Origin of the sequence: Rhabdochromatium marinum (genome assembly GCF_016583795.1) — a bacterium.
Classification (GTDB): Bacteria; Pseudomonadota; Gammaproteobacteria; order Chromatiales; family Chromatiaceae; genus Rhabdochromatium; species Rhabdochromatium marinum.
Genome location: NZ_NRRS01000004.1, coordinates 37,589 through 56,580 on the forward strand (window position 1 = coordinate 37,589; position 18,992 = coordinate 56,580).

Here is an 18,992-nt window from a genome sequence, read left to right on the forward strand (position 1 = left end):
AGTAGGGAGAGTAATAGATGAATGTACGGCGATATCGGGCGAAGGACATGGGGGATGCGATGCGCCAAGTGCGGGAGCATCAGGGCGCTGACGCGGTGATCCTTTCCAGTCGCCGGGTCGATGGCATGCTTGAGATCGTGGCGGCCGTGGATGCCGGGGGGGGCACCGATGATCCCATGCGTGCTGGAGCCGAGGGAGGGATGGAACGCGTCCTTGGCTACGGTCAGAATCCAGTCGATCCGCAGCTAAACGCCATGCGACGCGAACTCAGTAACCTGCGCCATCTGCTGGTGCAGCAACAAGGTGCCAGCGAGAGTTCGCAATGGGCCGCACGTCATCCCCTGGCAGCCGATTTGGCGGCCGGACTGATTGGGCGCGGTTTCGAGGACAAGCTCGCGCGCAGTGTTGCAGGCGGCATTCCTGAAGACACCTCAATTGAAACTGCCTGGTCGCGGGTGCGAGCACGCCTGTCATCGGCACTGCCGACCGAGCAACCGGAAATCCTGGAACGTGGTGGCATGCTGGCGCTGGTGGGTCCGACGGGCGTGGGCAAAACCTCCACTGTCAGCCGTCTGGCGCTGCGCCAGATTCGACGCATGGGGCGGGATGCCGTCAGCCTAGTGACGCTGGATCGCCAGCGCCTGGGAGCTTACAAACAATTACAGGCCTTTGGGCAGATGGCCGGCGTGCCGGTGATGCTGCTGGAGAGCGAACGCGAACTGGTCGATTTGGCGGTGCGGGCTGGTGAGGGGCGCTTGGTGTTGGTCGATACCGCTGGACAGGCAACGCAGGATGTTGCCGAGCAGCGCCTGTTTGCCCATGTGCGCGCGGAAGTCGAGATCGAAACCTGGCTGGTAATTGCGGCGACGCATCAGGGGCGGGTGCTCAGACAGCTTTTGCAAGCCTTTCAAGGCAATACGCCGAGTGCGCTGGTGTTGACCAAAGTCGATGAGGTCGAACACCTTGGCGAGGCACTGTCGGTGCTGCTTGAGCAACGCCTGGGACTGGCGTTCTATAGCGATGGCCTGGGCCTAGCCGAGCACTTCCACGCTGTGGATTCCATGTACCTGACCCGGCTGGCCCTGCATGACACCCCCATGGGTCGCGCCCCGTCCTTTAGCACCTCGCTGGAGCAGGCGCCTGTGCAGCAGTCACTGCGACAACCATTACAACAAGCGGCCCAACAGCCCATGCAATCCCTGGGCGCAGCTCCCGTCGCAGACCGCCTGGGTCCGGCGGATCAGGGGATGATTCTCGAATCGGTGGTTCCTTTTAGGAAAGGCGCCCATGTCGGCCTATGAGCCGCAGTTAAAGCTTTTAGCTATTGCAAGCGGCAAAGGTGGGGTTGGAAAAACCAATGTGTCGGTCAATCTGGCTGTGGCACTGGCCAGGCTCAGCCGTCGGGTGATGCTGTTTGATGCCGATCTGGGGCTTGCCAATGCTGATTTGTTGCTTGGGGTGCGTCCGCAGCGCACCCTGTATGATTTAGTCAGCGGCGAGGTTGATGATCTCGGCAGCATCCTGGTTGAAGGACCCGATGGCATTTTGCTGGTGCCCGCCATCTCGGGTGTTGCATCCATGGCCAACATGAGTACCACCGAGCATGCGGGGCTGATTCGCGCTTTTAGCTCGTATCGTGAGCCACTCGATGTGCTGATCGTTGATACCGCCGCTGGTGTGCAGGGCTCCGTTACCAGTTTTTGCAAGGCTGTGCAGGATGTTTTGGTAGTGGTGTGCGACGAACCGGCCTCAATGGCCGATGCCTATGCGTTGATTAAGGTTTTGCATCAGGATCATGGCTTGCGCCGTTTTCGTCTGGTGTGCAACATGATGGTCAATGCTGAGGCCGGGCGGCGAGTCGCGCAGAATCTTGCGACGGTACTGACGCAATACTTACCTGATGTCGTAGTTGAGTTATCAGGTATCATTCCACTTGATGAGCATTTGCGCCGGGCGGTGCAAAAGCGCGTGCCGGTGGTCAATCTTTACCCGGCCAGCGCTTCGGCGCGCGCCTTTGCCGAACTGGCACGCCGGGTCGATGGCTGGAAAACCGCCCGCTCCAATCATGGTGGCCTGGGTTTTTTCGTCGAACGCCTGCTTGCACACGCCTGATTGATCCGCCGGGTCTTCAGATTTTCAACCGCCGGCCCCAACTAGTTTTTCCGAGACTTTTCTGATCAAATCCACCACAATGGTGATTTTATTTGGCGCAGGATTCTGCGCTTGAGCTCAGCATTGGCCCCATGACCTGGCGTCTGTCATGACTGCGAAGCAATCCCTGCAGGACTATCGGAGCGATGCGGATGCCGTGTCGCCGGAACAACTGGTGACGGGGCATGTTGACTTGGTGCGCCGGATTGCGCATCACTTAATGGCACGGTTGCCGGCCTCCGTGCAGGTCGACGACCTGATCCAATCAGGTATGATTGGTCTGATTGAAGCAGCACGCCAGTTCCAGGGCGGTCAGGGAGCGACCTTTGCCACCTATGCCGGCATTCGGGTCCGCGGGGCCATGATCGATGAGCTGCGTCGCTCTGACTGGGCGCCGCGCTCAGTGCATCGTAACAGTCGACGCATTGCTGAGGCGATACAACAGGTGGAGGCGCGTGAGGGGCGCGCGGCACGGGACCGCGAAATTGCTGCAGAACTTCAGGTGAGCCTGGATGACTTTCATGCCATGTTGCAGGACAATGCCAGTGTGCAGTTGTTGGGGCTTGATGAACTCTTCGGTCAGGATCGTGATTCTGACCGCTTACTGCCGGCTGATGGTGCGACGCCGATTGAGGCGCTGGAGCGCGACGCCTTCCGCGACGCCCTCGCCGAGGCGCTCGCGACCCTGCCAGAAAAGGAGCGCTTGGTGCTGGCACTCTATTACAATGAAGAATTGAATTTGCGCGAGATCGGCGCCGTGATGGGAATTACGGAATCCCGGGTGTGCCAGATCAGAAGTCAATCTGTCCATCGGTTGCGGGCTCGCCTGCAAGAATGGATTACTTCAAGTGCTACGGTCTAGGAGCATGGCCTCAGTGTGGATTACCCAGGGAGGGGAGGCTGGTGCTCGTTGCCAAATAATGGTCGCCAATGAAATGATTGGGAGTTGAAAGTGGACAAAGGCATGAAAATTCTCATTGTGGATGATTTTTCCACGATGCGACGCATTATCAAGAATCTACTGCGCGATCTTGGATTCAACAACACCTCCGAGGCCGATGATGGCAGTACGGCGTTGCCGATGCTGAAAAATGGTGCCTACGAGTTTTTGGTCACTGACTGGAACATGCCGAACATGCAGGGCATTGAACTGCTCAAGGCGGTTCGCGCCGACGAGCGCTTGAAGGATTTGCCCGTGTTGATGGTAACGGCCGAGGCCAAGCGTGAGCAGATCATGGAAGCGGCACAAGCCGGGGTCAATGGTTACATTGTCAAGCCCTTCACCGCCGAAACACTGAAAGAAAAGATCGATAAAATTTTTGATCGGGTGAAGAGCTGAGGTTTGTTTTTGCTACGGCCTGACCGGCCGCGCCGACGCGAGACAAGGTGATCATGCCACAACAGCAAATAGAAACTCAGCAGCGCCAGCTCGAACTGGCGCGCCTGCTGATTGAGCAGCTTGAAGCGGGCCAGGCCGATGAAGCGGGATTGACAATCCAGCGTTTGGGCGCGCCCTATGAGCGGGAGCTGTTTGAAGAGCTTGGTCGTTTGACGCGCGATCTCCATGACGCGCTGCGCAGTTTTCGGGAAGACTCCCGGCTGCTGGAAATTACCCAAGCGGATTTTCCAGACGCCAAGGAGCGACTGAATCATGTGATTACCATGACCGAGCAGGCCACGCATCGCACCCTGAATGCTGTTGATGAAGGCCTGCCGATCGCTGAGGCACTGCACGAGAAGTCGGCCCGCTTTATCGAGCGTTGGGCCAGTTTTCGCCGTCGCGAGCTAGATGTCAGTCAATTCCGCGAGTTGTCCAGCGACCTGGATGCGTTCCTGGGTCATGCCACGGATGAAGCCAAACGCTTGGGCAGTCTGATGTCAGAGATTATGATGGCGCAGGATTTTCAGGATCTGACTGGACAAATCATTGCCCGGGTGATCCGCCTGGTGCAGGAGGTTGAGGGCAATTTGGTGGGACTGGTGCGACTCTCGGGTGAGCGACTGGAACCCGAAAAAATTCAATCCTCAACGACAGCTGCTGGAGCCAAGGCAGCAGCAAGTCCGCTGGACGGGCAGGGGCCGGCGGTGCCTAACACCAAAGATGCGGAAGCCGACGTTGTTTCCGGTCAGGATGATGTCGATGCGCTGCTTTCAAGTTTGGGCTTCTAATCTACCCGCCAACCTTCGCTATGCAACCGGATATCGATTCACAGGGCAGGCACCCATGATCTTCACTAGCAAGAGTAAACGCCATGGCCATCGACCCGAATGACGAAATTCTGCAGGATTTCCTCGTTGAAGCCGGCGAGCTGCTTGAAGGACTCAACGAGCAGTTGATTGATCTGGAGCAGGAGCCGGAAAACCGCGATCTGCTCAACGCCGTTTTTCGCAGTTTTCACACCATCAAGGGTGGCGCAGGTTTTCTAAACCTTGAACCCATGGTAGTGATTTGCCATCGTGCCGAAGACATCTTCAACCTGTTGCGCAATGGTGAAAAACGCATTGATGCCTTCCTGATGGACTCGATTTTGCGCGTGCTTGATGTGTTGAATGTCATGTTCAATGATATCAAGTCGGGACAGGATCTGGAGTCCGCACCCGCCGCGTTGGTTGCCGATCTCGATAAATTGGCCGTGCCGGGTGATTCCAGTCCTCCCGCGCCGGACAGCGCGCCAACACCAGAGGCCGCATCGGAGCCGGCACCGGCGGATGCAAGCACCGCAGCAGCAGCTCCAGGCGCAAATGGCGAGATCACCGAGGCGGAGTACGATCATCTGCTATCCGCAATCAGTGGTGAACCTGGCGCCCAGGCTCCGTCACCTGGGGGCGGTGACACGGCTTCCGCGCCAGCGGCTCCTGCGGCCGACGGCGACACCATCACCGATGACGAATTCGAGGCTCTGCTCGATCAATTACATGGTGAAGGCGGGCGCCCCAAACCCGTCGCCGAGCTACCGCCCTCAACTGCAACTGCGGAACCCGCAAAGCCGGCTCCAGCGCCCAAATCGGCACCGGCACCCAAACCGGCAGCAGCACCAGAACCCAAACCGGCTGCGGCGGAAAAATCCGCTCCAGTCAAGGATGCGACTGCGACCAAAGCACCGGCCCGCAATACCCAGAATGCCCAGGTTGAGACCTCGGTACGCGTGGATACTCATCGACTTGATGAAATCATGAATCTGGTCGGTGAGCTGGTGCTGGTACGTAACCGGCTCAGCATGCTGCGTTCGCAGATGGCTGACGATGAGGTTTCCAAAGCCATTGGTTCCTTGGCACTGGTCACTGCCGATCTGCAAACGGCGGTGATGAAAACCCGCATGCAGCCAGTCAAAAAGGTCTTTGGTCGCTTCCCCCGGGTGGTGCGCGATTTGGCGCGCAATCTGGGCAAGGAAATCGATTTAGAGACCTTCGGTGAAGATACGGACCTGGACAAAAACCTGGTCGAGGCCCTCGCGGACCCGCTGGTGCATCTGGTGCGCAACGCGGTGGATCACGGCGTAGAGACTCCCGAGCAGCGCGAGGCGGCGGGTAAGCCACGCAAAGGCCGGGTGGTGCTGGGGGCCGCACAGGAAGGGGATCATATTGCGCTGATCATCGAAGATGACGGCCGGGGCATGGATCCCAGTGCACTGCGCGAAAAAGCCGTTTCTAAGGGGCTGCTCGACTCGATGGTGGCTGAGCGCATGTCGGATCGTGATGCCTTCAACCTGATCTTCATGGCGGGCTTTTCCACTAAGGAGGAGATCTCGGATGTCTCCGGCCGTGGTGTTGGCATGGATGTGGTCAAAACCCGCATTGCCCAACTCAACGGCACGGTGGAAATTGACTCTGAACTCGGTCGTGGCACTAGCCTGCAAGTGCGCCTGCCGCTGACGCTGGCAATTTTGCCGGCGCTCATGGTGATCCTGGACGGGCGCCGCTTCGCCATTCCCCTGGCCTCGGTGTCCGAGATTCTCGACCTGGATCTGACTAAGAGTCACTTCGTCGATGATCAGGAAACCATTATGGTGCGCCGTCATGCGTTGCCGCTGGTGTATGTCGGTCGCTGGATCCGCCCCGATGTGCCGGTCAAAGCCAATGCGGAAGCCCATGTGGTGGTGGTGCACGTTGGTCAGCGCAAAGTCGGGCTGGTCGTCGATGGCCTGGTGGGTCAGGAAGAGGTCGTGATCAAGCCGCTGGGCCTGGGACTGAGCGGCGTGCCCGGTCTGGCGGGGGCCACCATTACCGGCGATGGCGGTATCGCCTTGATTCTGGACGTGCCCGAACTTATGCGCACCATGGGCAAGGGTGGTTTAAGCAGCCGCAGCGCACGCGACAGAGTCGTTGCAGAGGAGGTTTAGTTCATGGCGTGTCGTGTCGTGGTTGTTGATGACTCCGGCTTTTTTCGCCGGCGAATTGTCGAGATTCTCAATGCCGATGTTGGCATTGAGGTCGTCGGCACGGCCGCCAATGGGCAGGAAGCCATCAAGGTCGTCAAGGAACTCAAGCCGGATGTTGTCACCATGGACATTGAAATGCCCGTGATGGACGGCATTACAGCGGTGCGCCACATCATGGCCGACACCCCAACGCCCGTGCTGATGTTTTCCACCCTGACCACCGACGGCGCCCAGGCGACCCTTGATGCGCTGGATGCCGGAGCGCTGGATTTCATGCCCAAGCGCTTCAGTGAGATGGCCGGCGATGAGGATACCGCCAAGACGCTGTTGCGCCGACGCGTGCGCGCCATGGCACGCAGCCGGGTGCGCACCTCAATTCCGGGGGTGACGGCACGGCCTGCGCCGGCCAGCTCCACGCGTGCGCGAGGGGGGGCTGGCGCACCGGCCACTGGCGCGGGCGGATTGGGTTCCGGGGCGCCTTCAACCACTGCGGCCAGCATTAGTGCGGGAACGCTGAAATCCATGCGGGCCGTACTCATCGGGACATCAACCGGTGGTCCGGTGGCGTTGCAGGAAGTACTCAAACATTTGCCCAAAAGCTTTCCGCTGCCGATTGTGCTAATTCAGCACATGCCGGCCAGCTTTACACCAGCCTTTGCCGAGCGTCTGAACAAACTGTGTCAAATTGAGGTGCGCGAGGCCGTCACCGGTGACGTACTCAAGCCCGGCCTGGCGCTGCTGGCCCCGGGTGGCATGCAAATGCTACTCGAAGGTGGTTCCACCACTCGCATCAAGATTGCCGAGAGCGCCCCGGGGACCATCTACAAGCCGAGCGTCGATATCAATTTTCAGTCAGCTGTGGGGGCACTGCGCGGCCAGGTGCTGGCGGTGGTGCTGACCGGCATGGGGGCTGACGGGCGTGAAGGTGCCAGAGCGTTAAAAGGCGTGGGGGCCAAAATCTGGGCACAGGATGCCGCTTCCTCGGTCGTTTATGGCATGCCAGCGGCGGTGGTTGAAGCCGGCTTGGCCGATGATGTATTGACCCTCACCGAGGTTGGACCGGCGCTGGTGAAGAGCTTCTGTTGAGCAACCCCTTAATCAAGCAGCGCAACGGCTGAATAATTCGCATCAATGCCCAGAATTTTGCAAGTGAGCAAGTGAGAATGACATGACCGCATCACAGAAAGCGTCGGACGCTGTTGCCAGCGACTCCTCATCCTATGTCACCTTTAGCTTGGCTGAAGAGACCTATGCGATTGACGTGCTTCAGGTACAGGAGGTGCTGAGGGTCACTGAGATTGCGCCCGTACCCGGGGTACCGGATTACATTCTTGGCATCATTAACCTGCGCGGTGATGTTGTCACCGTCATCGACGGGCGCCGGCGCATGGGGTTGCCTAATCATGACACCACCGATCAGTCGCGCATCGTCATCATTGATGTCGAGAATCAGAATGTCGGTATCCTGGTGGACTCGGTGGCCGAGGTGGTGCAGATTGCATCCAAGGATATTGACCCAACCCCCGCTGTTGGCAGTGATCAAAGCAGCCGCTTTATTCTTGGTGTTCACAGCAGCGCCAATGGCCTGACCATTCTCATTAGTCTGGAAAAACTGCTGTCTGATGAGGAATGGGAGCTGGTGCGCAGTATGTGACTTTGCTCCTCGCGCCTTGATCACCCTGACCAATCTCCTGGCTCTAGTTGCCGCCCTGTTTGCGCTGCTGGCGGGCGTGGCACTCTTGGCCTTGATGCAGCTGCGCAAACACCTGGCGCGGATGCAGCAGGCTTTAGAGCAGCAAACCCAGACCTTGCTGGCTATTCAGGGTGCGGCCCGGGTCTTGTCAGGTGAAGCTGTAACACATCGTGAAGATCTGGCCCGGGTGCTTCGCGCGGTCGAACGTCAGGGTGAACTCAACCAGCAGACACGTTTGGAGATGCGTTTGCGCAATGCCGACAGCAGTCCTTATACCCAAGCGATACAACTGATCCGCCACGGACAGGATCGTGCCGAGGTGCGCAAACTTTGCTCGCTCACGGAATCGGAAGTTGATCTGTTGTTTACCCTACATGGTCAGGGGATTGCCACAGGCGTGGGGTCACATCAAGATCTGTGATCTTCAGCTCTGTGATCTTGGTGCGGATCAATGCCGGCCAGCGTGAAGACAAAGGCCAGTACCTCGGCAACGGCTGCATAGAGGGCTGGCGGTATTTCCTCACCCAGGGGAATCTGCGCCAAGGCCTCGGTCAGCGCGGGATCCTGTTGCAGCGGAATGCCATGTTCATCGGCGATACGCAGGATTTCCCTAGCGGTTAAGCCGGAACCGGTAGCGGTGATGCGAGGCGCATGCTCGCGATCCCAGCTCAAGGCAACGGCTTTGTGTGTTGCCAGCGGTCGTTCGTGGCTGCTGTCGGCTGACTCCTGTACCTCCTGCACCTTGCTCATGCCTGTTCGTTCAGGAGCGGTGGCTCCGGCTTGGGTGGTCGTTCGGTCGATCCTTCGCGGGCATGCAGGCTGGCCACTTCAATCTCGCGTTTCTCAAGCTGCGCTCTGAGTTCCGGGAGTCGCTCGCGCAGCTTGGCTGCACCGGCGCTCTGCTCGGCGACCAGGCTGGCGTGCAGACGGTCGTTATGGAGAATGAGGCTGATTAACAGTGGCCCGAGTACTGGGAGGTCGAGCCGCAGCTGCATACTCCAACGCTCCGGATCTTCTTCATCCTGGGTTGATTCGCGTTGAATGTCGGCATCAAGCGCCAATAACCCGGCACTGCTCTGAAAGGGCAGCTCCACCGCCCAGCGTAATGGGTCAGGGGCATGATCTGCGCTCTGTAACTGGAGGGTGACAAGCTGCTTCAGCATGCCATGGACCTCGCGCGACAGCGCAGTGGCCGGTTGCTGCAGCAAGCGATCCGCTCCACCGCCAGTCGGTGGATCGGAAGCGCGCTGCGGGCCAGATTTGGCACCAGCGTTGCTGCTGGGTGCTGGGGTTGCGCGCAATTGTTGCGCCAGACGCAATAACTGTCCTTTGAGATCGGCTTCCAGTGACAGGCGCTGATTGGGAGTGACGGCAGCCCGCGCCAGCAAGGCTTCGAGCCAGATGCCGGAGTTTTTGAGTGTGACTGGCAATCGTTGTGGATCTGTCAGCTCGCGTGGACTGGCGAGGCGATTCAGAATCTCTTTGATGGCCTGATTGAGTTCGCTGTGTTGTACAGATTGAGCGCGCTCTGGCGTCGCCAGCGCTTTACTCGCTTCAGCCTGTCCTGGCGGCAACGGAACCTTGGTTGTGGTTTGGGTTTGTCCGGTTTGCGATGGCTGTTTGCCTGCCTCAGCACGCCCAGACAGAGGGGATGCGGCCTTGCTTTCTTGCAGATTGCGCGCCCAGTTTGCAAAAGTATTGGTCAGGCGTTGGGCGCCCGGCCAGTGTGCGCGCACTTGAGCGACGAACCAAGCCTTGGTTCCGGGTGCTTCTGCGCCGTCGGAGTGCATGAGGCGCAGCATAATCCGCGGGTTTAAGGACACCACCTCGGCTTTCAGGATGGATCCCTGGCGTGACTGATCAGTCGAAAGGGTGCGTAGTGCCTCAAGCAGGGCCGGTCGCAATGCGTCTGTGATACCCACGCGCATTGTCTGAGACCACTGGCCGCGCGGTGCGGGCTGGGCGTTCTGAGCATTTTGGCCCAAGGCCCGCAGGCGGACTTCAAGGTCGCCCGAGCGGAGCACGGACTTCAATTGCACCTCGACGCGGGAACCCAGTGCAAGACGCGCGCTGTCCTGGGCCTGTGCGGCCACGCGCGTACCGCGCACCAGAGTTGCTGTTTCGGGGGCTTGGGAGCGAACCGGCGGCGAGTGGCTACCGGCCCGGGGGTTGACTTGAGTGAAGTCTGCCATGCGATGGCTCTGAGCAGCTCAGCGTCACGCCTGCGGCAGGGGTGACGAGCTGAAGATGAGTACGGCTTAGGCCTGAGTCAACGGGCGTCCGAGCACAGTGCCGGACTGTTCATGACCACTGAGGTTGTAGGTGTTGCCGTTGTCTTCTTCGCCGCGGATGATGCTCAAGGCCGTGGCGACCCGCTTGCGGCTGTGCTCGACGGTTTGGGCATTGTTGCGATTCATCAGCTCGCAACTGGCGGCCAGCTTGCGCAGGGTCTGCCATTGTGCGCTGAGTGAATCCTCCTGAGTCGGATCGGTGTCGAGCGCCTCCAGGAGTTGACTCAGACCCTCGCGGGTAAAAGGCTGGCCGGCCTGTTCGACAAGGGCTTTCAGGTGCCGGGTGGCTTGTTCGACCTGACGCAGGAGACGCAGCTTGCTCTTGATCAGGGCTTGCAAGCGTTCAGGCTCGCGACCATGGAGGAGGGCGGTTTCATCCAGTAAGAGTTGTTCGAGTTGGCGGGAGAGATCGATTGCGCGTTCCAGAGCCGGCTGAAACTCTTGATGCTGTGGCATGCTGAGGCCTCATTGATAAAGCTCCGTCACCCGAGGCTGGTCCTGTCCCGAGGGCGTCGGACGATGTGGGACTGATCGATTAGTCGAGCAGTCCTTCCAGTTCGATCAGTTTATCCGCCAGGCGATGATTGTTGATCGGGTAGCGGCCCTCGGCAATGGCGTCGCGAATCTCCTGAACCCGGTCGGCATCGAAAGGCGCGTTGGCCGCCTCGGCCTGGGCTGCACCCAGCGCGCGCGCAATGGCTGTCAGCTCGATGGATTCGCTCTGGTTGGAAGATGAGGCCGGCACGGAAGCGGCGACTTTTCCACCCGCGCCTTTACGGCTGGCCTCGACCACTTTGGATGCCGATCGCTCAGTGCGTCTTTTAGGGCCAAGATTTTTAATTTCCATCGGCAATGTTGCTGTTAATACGCTGGAGTTTCCTGCCGAATCTTAACTTAACGGCCCTGAGAGCGGAAACTGAAAAAATCATATCCGAGCGCTAGGCATTGACGCCCTCGTGCACCGGCGAATGTGCCTTACATTGGAATTCGCACCACGCCGGGTGATTCGATGATGCCCTCCAGCACGCGTTTGCTGGAGTTGTTGCGCACGCGGATGCGCTCTCCGGCACTGCCGCCTTCGAGCGCCTCACCGCTCATGATGACACGGATGCCACCGGTTTCGGACAGCATCTGCACCAGTTGCCCGCGCTCGACCCACAACGGAGTCTTAAGATAAGCATCGGTCAGTATGTCACCCGGGCGCAGCGAGCGGCGCACCTGCATGCCGATAATGGTGGCCATGTCGTCGAAATAACCGGCTTGCAGTCCACTGGTCTCGCGCCGTTCCAGGGCGATATCCGCCGGCATCACCAAGCTGCCGCGATTGAGGGGGCGTTTGACCACCACAACCTCACCAAAGCGCTCGACCTGCGCCGAGACGAACAGCGACCAGCGCACCGGCCCCTGGCATTGAATTTTGACACTGGTGTTGCCGTCCTGGTTCGCACCCGGCGCGAAGCTGGCCTGAAGGTCATGATCGCAGCGTTGCAGACGCAGACGCGGATCGACCGGATTGATGTTGACCTTTACGGTTGCGCCACGCTCACCGCCGGCTTCGCGATACAGAAAAGTTCTGGCGGTGCGCTCGATATTGCTGACCGGTTCGATGGCATCCGATCCGGTGGCCCCCAAGGCGCTGTTCGCAATCATCACAGCTGTGGCAAGGCCCAGGGACAGCAACCCCCGGCGCTGCATTCGGGGGGCCATGGCGCCGGTCAGGGCGGGCATGAGTGTGCGCTTCAGCATCTTTGAATTCTCACTGGGCTTCCCTGATAAAAGCCATACTGGCTGGCAATAATTAAAATACGCAATATCAATGCCATTTTCTGGCATGCAACGAGGGCCAAAACAAGTCACGGGCGCCTGCTATCCTGTCGCAATTAGGCTATTATCCAGCTAATAGCTGCCGTGCGATACCGGTGGCGCCGTGCCGCATCGGGAGGACTAAGGTGAGTCAATTTATTGACGGTGTCGATCAGCGAACGCAGATGGTCGGGCAAAACCGTATGGAACTGCTGTTGTTCCATCTCGGCAATGAGCAGACCTTTGGCATCAATGTGTTTAAGGTGCGGGAGGTTATTGCCAAGCCAAATTTACGCCAGATCCCAGGATCGTCGCCTATCGTTTGCGGGGTGGCCAACATCCGTGGCAAGACAGTGTCCATTATTGATCTGGCACGGGCCATTGGCTTTGGTGCCCAGACCATTGCGCCGGGGGCTGATGCGAAGGTAATTGTGACTGAGTTTAACCGCTCGGTGCAGGGTTTCTGGGTGTCGAATGTGGATCGCATCGTGAATGTTAGTTGGGAGAAGGTCAGGCCACCGCCCCGGGGAACGGAGCGGGAAAGCTACCTAGTGGCCGTTACCGAAATCGACAACCGCTGGGTCGAGATCATTGACGTTGAGCGGGTGCTTGTGCAGATCAATCCCTTAGCGCAAGACATTTCAGACGAATTAAAAAGCCAGGGCGAAGCGCGTCAAGAAAACCGGTGCGTGCTGGTGGTGGATGACTCCACAGTGGCTCGCCGCCAGATTGAGCGCAGCGTTCAAGGCATGGGTTATGCAGTGGAAACGCGCTCGGATGGTCAAGCCGCGCTTGAATACCTGGAACAGCTTGACTCTGACAGGCCGGTAAGTGAACAGATTGCTCTGGTGATCTCGGATATCGAAATGCCGCGCATGGACGGCTATACGCTCACACGCAAAATTCGTGAAAGCGACAATCTTAAAGCACTGACTGTGATTTTGCATTCATCGCTAAGCGGTCAGTTCAATATGGATCTGGTTAAGCGTGCCGGCGCCAATCATTTTCTGCCAAAATTCGATCCCGATGAACTCGCGGCCGCTGTCTTGAAATATACTGGCGAGGAAGCGCCTAGTCACAACTAAAGCAGGGCCGCCGGGTGTGCCGGCGCGATACAATGCCCGTTTCATTCCATGCCAGACGGCCAAAGTACCAGATTGCTACATGATAGACCCGCAAGATTACAATGAGTTTTCGCGTTTTCTGAGCGAATGCTGTGGGCTGGTGCTCGGCTCAAACCGCCAGTATCTGGTGTCCAGCCGGCTGTCGCGTCTGCTCAGTGAGTTTTCCTTCGCCAGTGTTGAAGAGTTATTGCGCGCCTTGCGCAGTCCCACGCAGACCAAGCTCAAATCGCGCGTGATTGATGCCATGACCACCAACGAAACCTCCTGGTTTCGTGACACCTACCCCTTCGAGATGCTGCATCACATCATCCTGCCGCAACTTGCTGCCACCAAACGCAGCCTGCGCATCTGGTCAGCCGCCGCCTCCACCGGGCAGGAGCCTTACAGCATTGCCATGGTGCTGAACGAATATGCCAGCACTAATCCGCTGAAAGCCCCCAGTGCCAATATCATCGCTACGGACTTGTCCGAATCCGCCCTGGCCGAGGCGCGCTCCGGTCTCTACGATGGCTTGAGCATTGTGCGCGGGCTGAGCCAGGAGCGTCGCAATCGCTTTTTTACGACGGTTGCGAACGGACACCAAATCAAGCCTGAGATCCAGCGTCAGGTGCGTTTCCAAAAACTCAACCTGCTGGACTCCTATGCTGCGCTCGGCAAGTTTGACATCGTTTTTTGCCGCAATGTGCTGATTTATTTCTCTGCTGAGACCAAACGTCAGGTCTTTGACGGCATCGCCCGGCAGATGGAGTCCGGCGGATATTTTTTCATTGGCGCCTCAGAGTCGGCCGGGCCTTATACCAAAGCTTTTGAGGTCGAGCGGACTCCGCGCGGTTCGGTGCTGCGCCGCATCTGATTTCCCCCCTTCCCCGCCGCCATCAGGCGGCACTGGCACATCCATTGCTTGCTTTTTAGCCGAACCATCGGGACAGCAACCGCAGGATGAGCCATGAGTCTATCCCTCGACAAAGCACTGGGCATTGCCCCGCAAGCCATTCTGGTCCGGGCGGATCGCATGGAACTGCTTGCGTCCAACCTGGCCAACGCGAATACGCCCAACTACAAGGCGCGCGATATTGATTTCCGTGCCGTATTGGCTGAGGCGGCTGGGCGCGGCAATACCTTGCCGCTAAAGCGCACCAATGATCGACATTTGCCGCCGCCGGCGACCGGCGCTGTCGATATGCCGCCGGAGCGACTCTATCGCGTTCCATCGCAACCGGCGCTCGACGGCAACACCGTCGATCCGCAACTTGAGCATGCCACCTTCGCCGAAAATGCCATGCAATATCAAAGCAGTGTTGAATTTCTGAATCGCAAGATCAGAGGGCTGAGATCCGCGCTGCAATCCGGAGGAGGCTAATGAGCAATTTTTTCAGTATTTTTTCGACCTCGGCTTCCGCGCTGACTGCTCAGTCGGTGCGACTGAATACCGTGGCCTCCAATCTGGCCAATTCCAGTGTTGGGGCACCAACCCCCGAAGACACCTATCAGCCCAAAGAGGTGTTGTTCCAGACGGTCTACGACCGCACCGACCCCAACCGTGCCGACACGCCAGTGCGAGTGACCGGCATTATTGATCGGCCGGAAGATCCTATCGCCACCTATGAGCCGCAGCATCCACAGGCCAACGAAGAAGGCTATGTCTTCCGCCCTGCCGTGAATGTGGTGCAGGAAATGGCCAATATGATGTCAGCCTCGCGCAATTACGAAGCCAATATTGAAGTCCTGAACACCACCCGCCAGTTGTTGCAGCGCACTCTGCAACTTGGCGCACAGTAACGGGTTGCGAGACATTGGATTCAATGATCTCAGGCGCTGAACAAACGAAGGATCAATAACGATGTCAGAATTTTCACTGGAAACTCTTCAGAGGTTGGGGCTTGCACCCAAGTCGCCAACGAATACCGGCCCTAACAATAAGCTGGATCAGGCCGACTTTCTGATGCTGATGACCAAGCAACTCGCCCAGCAGGATCCTTTTGAGCCCACCGACAATGGCGAAATGATCGCCCAGATGGCGGAGTTCTCCACCCTGGAAGGCATGCAGACGTTGACGGACTCCTTCGGTGTGCTTGCGCGTACTCTGAGTCAGAGTCAATCACTGCAAGCGGCCAGCCTGGTGGGCAAGGATGTGCTGGTGCCAACTGAGTTCAGTGAACTCACGGCCGGGGGGAGCATCGCTGGTGCGGTTGATCTGACCAGTTCAGCACAATCAGTCACTATCGACGTGGTCAACGCCAGTGGTGCCACGGTTCAGCAAATCGCTCTGCAGGACACATCCGCCGGACTGAACAATTTTGCCTGGGATGGCCTACTCGCCGATGGCAATCCCGCGCCAGCCGGGGTCTATGAATTTCGTGCGTCTACAACGGGAGGCGGCGAATCCCAGGCAGCTGAAGTCTATCTCGATGCAGAGGTCGATAGCGTCACGGTCAATGAGGAAGGCCGACTGCTGATTGATGTGATTGGCCTCGGTACGCTTGAATTCGAAGATATTCGGCGTATTGGTTGATTCGAGACATTACGAAACAAAAGGAGACAAACAATGTCAGCATTCAATGTTGGATTGACCGGTCTAAATGCCGCCCAGACCGATCTGAACGTCACTGGTAATAATATTGCGAATGTTGCAACCACAGGGTTCAAGCAATCGCGCGCCGAATTTGGGGATCTTTTCGCGCAATCTTTTGCCAGCTCCAGTAAAACTGCGGTGGGGCAAGGTGCAAATGTGTTGTCTGTGACACAGCTTTTTTCGCCAGGACCTATCGAACTCACTAATAATGGACTGGATCTTGCCATCAGTGGCAACGGGTTTTTCGTTTTGGATGACCCTAATGGTAGTCGAGTGTATTCGCGCGCTGGCGAATATCAAGTTGACCGTGACGGCTACATTACCAATACCAGTGGACAGAGGCTCCAGGGGTTCGACCCGCTGGATGAAACGGATTCCAATACGACATTTAGCGTTGGCTCCCCACAGGATATCCAGCTAACTACCAGTAAAATAGAGCCAAAAGCAACCACTACCATTGATTCCATTGTAAACCTTGATGCCAATGCTGAAGTACCTCCTGGAGTTGTTGCTGGTGGTACTTTTGCTTTTCCTGATCCAACTCCTGATACGTACAATTTTTCAACACAGGTAACTACTTATGATTCTCTTGGGACGCCACGGCCAGTGACACTTTTTTTCCAAAGGACGGATGCGGGTGGTGGTGTTGCAGACCCGCTGAATTGGGATCTTTATGTTGGTATGACGGATGATGATCCTGCTAGTGCGACTTTTGGTCAAGTTGTTGATGTAGGGTCTGCTGCTCCACAAAATATAACCTTTGATGCGTTAGGACAACTTACAACAGCAGATCCCGTTATTACGATAAGCTCAATAAATGACCCTTTTTTAGATAATGGAGCAAACGGGTTTGTTGACCTTCCTGTAAACTTGGCTGGATCTACACAATATGACGGAGATAATGAGGTTTCTATAACTGCAGATGGTTACACATCAGGGCAATTGAGCGGCATCAATGTTGATGAAACAGGCCGCGTTTTTGCCCAATTTACCAATAATCAGTCGAAAGTGTTGTCCCAGGTTGCACTTGCAAACTTCATTAATCCACAAGGTTTGGCTCAACTCGGAGACAATAACTGGCAAGAAACCTATGCATCTGGTGGTGTCTCAATCGGAGCACCAGCGACGGCCGGCTTGGGTTCTATACAGTCCAGCGCATTGGAAGGCTCAAATGTCGATCTGGCTGAACAACTGGTCAATTTGATTACCGGGCAACGGAATTATCAAGCCAATGCCAAAACACTTGAGACTGCGAACGCGATTACTCAGACAATCCTCAATATCCGCTAGGCCGTTGGCTATCGGTTAAGCGCTGCATTAAATTCGGAGGTAGTATCATGGATCGAATGCTTTATGTGGCCATGACTGGCGCTAAGCAAAGTATGTATGCACAGGCAGTCAATAACAACAATCTGGCCAATGCTAATACTAATGGCTTCCGCCAAGCCATCGCTTATGCCTATACCGAACCCATGCGGGGTCCCGTGTTCGACTCCCGTGATTATGTGCAGGTAGCCGATGAGGCAATTGACTTTACCCAGGGGGCCTTGCAGAGCACTGGTCGCGATCTGGACATTGCTATTCGTGGTAATGGATTTCTTGCGGTACAGGCCCAGGACGGCACCGAGGCCTATACCCGCGCCGGAGATTTGCAGATCGACGCTCAAGGCATTATGCGCCTGGGCAATGGCTTACAGGTGCTTGGCGATGGTGGACCAGTTGCTATTCCGCCGGCTGAAAGTATCACTATCGGCGCTGATGGCTCGGTGACTATTCGCCCGCTCGGCGGTGAACCCAGAGGTCTGGCTGCGATTGAGCGTCTGCGTTTGGTCAATCCCCCAACCGCTGATCTGGAGCGTGGCGAGGATGGTCTGTTCCGCTTGCGCAACGGTGGACAAGCGCCCGCTGATGCCAATGTGCGTGTGGTTTCTGGCATGCTGGAAACCAGCAATGTCAATACGGCGGCTGCACTCGCGCGCATGATGGAGCTCACTCGCCATTATGAAACCCAAGTGAAAATGATGAGCACCGCCGATAACCTTGCCCGAAACAACAACAAGCTACTCGGTATGAGTTGATAACGGCCTGTGCCGAGCCAGCAGGAGTAAAAAACCATGAATCAAGCGCTATGGGTCGCAAAAACCGGACTCGATGCTCAGCAGACACGAATGTCGGTAGTGTCGAACAATCTGGCCAATGTGAATACCACCGGCTACAAAAAAGGCCGGCCAGTGTTTGAAGATCTCCTCTACCAGACGATTCGCCAGCCCGGTGCCCAAGCGACCCAAGACGCCCAATTACCTTCCGGCCTCATGCTGGGTGTCGGAGTCCGCACCGTTTCGACCGAAAAGCTATTTCAGCAGGGCGATATGGTATTGACGGACAATTCGCTGGATGTGGCTATTGATGGGCGCGGATTTTTTCAGATCCTGCTGCCCGATGGCAATCTTGGCTATACACGAGACGGCAGCTTTCAGATCAATGCTGATGGTGAAGTAGTAATGTCGAATGGCTATCCTTTGCAGCCAGGCTTGGTAATTCCAGAGGAAACCCAGTCGATTTCAATCGGCGCGGACGGTACGGTGAGCGCGCAACTGCCAGGACAGGTTGATCCGCAACAGCTTGGGCAGATACAGCTGGCCGATTTTATCAATCCCGCTGGCCTGCAACCCATTGGTGAGAATTTGTTTCTGGAAACCGCAGCCTCTGGTGCGGCCCAGGAATCCGCACCTGGTATCAATGGACTGGGGGAAGCACGGCAAGGCATGCTTGAAACCAGCAACGTCAATATTGCCGAGGAACTGGTCAATATGATCGAAACCCAGCGTTCCTATGAGGCTAATACCAAAGCATTGTCAACAGCTGATGCCATGATTCAGTACGCCAACAATAACCTTGGCCGTTAAGGTCGGCTCAATGCAGGAGTAGCGGCAATGCCACCCATCCACAAATTCACCATCACTTTTGCGGTGATTCTGG

The 18,992-nt window shown here is 57.2% G+C and carries 22 protein-coding genes; 17 read left to right on the forward strand and 5 right to left on the reverse strand.

All coding sequences use genetic code 11. The annotated features are described in order from the left end of the window. Positions 1-17: 17 nt before the first annotated feature. The 9 genes from flhF to CKO36_RS02315 all read left to right on the forward strand — a co-directional run bounded on the left by flhF (position 18) and on the right by CKO36_RS02315 (position 8,644). Positions 18-1,301 carry a flagellar biosynthesis GTPase FlhF gene (flhF, locus tag CKO36_RS02275; protein ID WP_200279954.1) on the forward strand — a complete coding sequence of 428 codons (1,284 nt, stop codon included), beginning with the start codon at positions 18-20 and terminating at the stop codon, positions 1,299-1,301. After that, a complete protein-coding gene (locus tag CKO36_RS02280; protein WP_200279957.1) occupies positions 1,288-2,112 on the forward strand; it encodes a MinD/ParA family protein in 825 nt (274 codons plus the stop codon). Before flhF ends, CKO36_RS02280 begins: the two co-directional genes overlap by 14 nt. 148 nt (positions 2,113-2,260) lie before the next feature. Beyond that, a complete protein-coding gene (locus CKO36_RS02285; RefSeq protein WP_200279960.1) occupies positions 2,261-3,013 on the forward strand; it encodes an RNA polymerase sigma factor FliA in 753 nt (250 codons plus the stop codon). 90 nt (positions 3,014-3,103) lie between these two features. Then, the gene (gene cheY / locus CKO36_RS02290) at positions 3,104-3,490 is read left to right on the forward strand and encodes a chemotaxis response regulator CheY (RefSeq protein ID WP_200280153.1); all 387 of its coding nucleotides are present in this window, start codon (positions 3,104-3,106) and stop codon (positions 3,488-3,490) included. A 53-nt stretch (positions 3,491-3,543) separates the two neighbouring features. After that, positions 3,544-4,320, forward strand: coding sequence for a protein phosphatase CheZ (locus tag CKO36_RS02295; protein ID WP_200279963.1), 777 nt, complete (start codon positions 3,544-3,546; stop codon positions 4,318-4,320). Between the two features lie 83 nt (positions 4,321-4,403). Beyond that, entirely contained in the window at positions 4,404-6,491 is a 2,088-nt protein-coding gene (locus tag CKO36_RS02300; RefSeq protein WP_200279966.1) for a chemotaxis protein CheA, read from the forward strand. A gap of 3 nt (positions 6,492-6,494) precedes the next feature. Beyond that, positions 6,495-7,616 carry a protein-glutamate methylesterase/protein-glutamine glutaminase gene (locus tag CKO36_RS02305; protein WP_200279969.1) on the forward strand — a complete coding sequence of 374 codons (1,122 nt, stop codon included), beginning with the start codon at positions 6,495-6,497 and terminating at the stop codon, positions 7,614-7,616. Positions 7,617-7,698: 82 nt separating this feature from the next. After that, a complete protein-coding gene (locus CKO36_RS02310) occupies positions 7,699-8,184 on the forward strand; it encodes a chemotaxis protein CheW (protein WP_200279972.1) in 486 nt (161 codons plus the stop codon). A 16-nt stretch (positions 8,185-8,200) separates the two neighbouring features. Next, positions 8,201-8,644, forward strand: a complete 444-nt coding sequence (locus CKO36_RS02315) for a DUF2802 domain-containing protein (protein ID WP_200279975.1) — start codon at positions 8,201-8,203, stop codon at positions 8,642-8,644. On the opposite strand, the gene CKO36_RS02320 is transcribed toward CKO36_RS02315, so the two are convergent. The 5 genes from CKO36_RS02320 to flgA form a co-directional block, all read right to left on the reverse strand. Then, positions 8,632-8,973, reverse strand: a complete 342-nt coding sequence (locus CKO36_RS02320; RefSeq protein ID WP_200279978.1) for an EscU/YscU/HrcU family type III secretion system export apparatus switch protein — start codon at positions 8,971-8,973, stop codon at positions 8,632-8,634. The two genes, CKO36_RS02315 and CKO36_RS02320, sit on opposite strands and share 13 nt — an antisense overlap. Further along, on the reverse strand, positions 8,970-10,415 hold the full coding sequence (gene fliK, locus CKO36_RS02325) for a flagellar hook-length control protein FliK (RefSeq protein WP_200279981.1): 1,446 nt from the start codon (positions 10,413-10,415) through the stop codon (positions 8,970-8,972). The genes CKO36_RS02320 and fliK overlap by 4 nt, the downstream gene beginning before the upstream one ends. 66 nt (positions 10,416-10,481) lie before the next feature. Continuing rightward, positions 10,482-10,970: a flagella synthesis protein FlgN gene (locus CKO36_RS02330; protein WP_200279984.1), complete on the reverse strand. Its 489-nt coding sequence runs from the start codon at positions 10,968-10,970 to the stop codon at positions 10,482-10,484. A gap of 79 nt (positions 10,971-11,049) precedes the next feature. Further along, positions 11,050-11,361: a flagellar biosynthesis anti-sigma factor FlgM gene (gene flgM / locus CKO36_RS02335; RefSeq protein ID WP_200279987.1), complete on the reverse strand. Its 312-nt coding sequence runs from the start codon at positions 11,359-11,361 to the stop codon at positions 11,050-11,052. A gap of 128 nt (positions 11,362-11,489) precedes the next feature. Beyond that, positions 11,490-12,260, reverse strand: coding sequence for a flagellar basal body P-ring formation chaperone FlgA (gene flgA, locus CKO36_RS02340; protein ID WP_200279990.1), 771 nt, complete (start codon positions 12,258-12,260; stop codon positions 11,490-11,492). A gap of 203 nt (positions 12,261-12,463) precedes the next feature. Between flgA and CKO36_RS02345 the strand changes: the two genes are divergently transcribed. The 8 genes from CKO36_RS02345 (at position 12,464) to flgG (ending at position 18,919) form a co-directional block, all read left to right on the forward strand. Beyond that, a complete protein-coding gene (locus CKO36_RS02345) occupies positions 12,464-13,402 on the forward strand; it encodes a chemotaxis protein CheW (RefSeq protein ID WP_200279993.1) in 939 nt (312 codons plus the stop codon). A 79-nt stretch (positions 13,403-13,481) separates the two neighbouring features. Next, on the forward strand, positions 13,482-14,294 hold the full coding sequence (locus CKO36_RS02350; RefSeq protein WP_200279996.1) for a CheR family methyltransferase: 813 nt from the start codon (positions 13,482-13,484) through the stop codon (positions 14,292-14,294). Positions 14,295-14,387: 93 nt separating this feature from the next. Continuing rightward, entirely contained in the window at positions 14,388-14,801 is a 414-nt protein-coding gene (flgB, locus tag CKO36_RS02355; RefSeq protein WP_200279999.1) for a flagellar basal body rod protein FlgB, read from the forward strand. Next, on the forward strand, positions 14,801-15,220 hold the full coding sequence (gene flgC, locus CKO36_RS02360; RefSeq protein WP_200280002.1) for a flagellar basal body rod protein FlgC: 420 nt from the start codon (positions 14,801-14,803) through the stop codon (positions 15,218-15,220). Before flgB ends, flgC begins: the two co-directional genes overlap by 1 nt. Positions 15,221-15,281: 61 nt before the next feature. Continuing rightward, positions 15,282-15,953 (forward strand): flagellar hook assembly protein FlgD, encoded by a 672-nt coding sequence (locus CKO36_RS02365; protein WP_200280005.1) that lies wholly within the window; start codon positions 15,282-15,284, stop codon positions 15,951-15,953. A gap of 33 nt (positions 15,954-15,986) precedes the next feature. Further along, entirely contained in the window at positions 15,987-17,303 is a 1,317-nt protein-coding gene (gene flgE, locus CKO36_RS02370) for a flagellar hook protein FlgE (RefSeq protein ID WP_200280008.1), read from the forward strand. 47 nt (positions 17,304-17,350) lie between these two features. Further along, positions 17,351-18,091: a flagellar basal-body rod protein FlgF gene (gene flgF / locus CKO36_RS02375; protein WP_200280012.1), complete on the forward strand. Its 741-nt coding sequence runs from the start codon at positions 17,351-17,353 to the stop codon at positions 18,089-18,091. A 36-nt stretch (positions 18,092-18,127) separates the two neighbouring features. Next, on the forward strand, positions 18,128-18,919 hold the full coding sequence (gene flgG / locus CKO36_RS02380) for a flagellar basal-body rod protein FlgG (protein WP_200280015.1): 792 nt from the start codon (positions 18,128-18,130) through the stop codon (positions 18,917-18,919). The last annotated feature ends 73 nt before the right edge of the window (positions 18,920-18,992 follow it).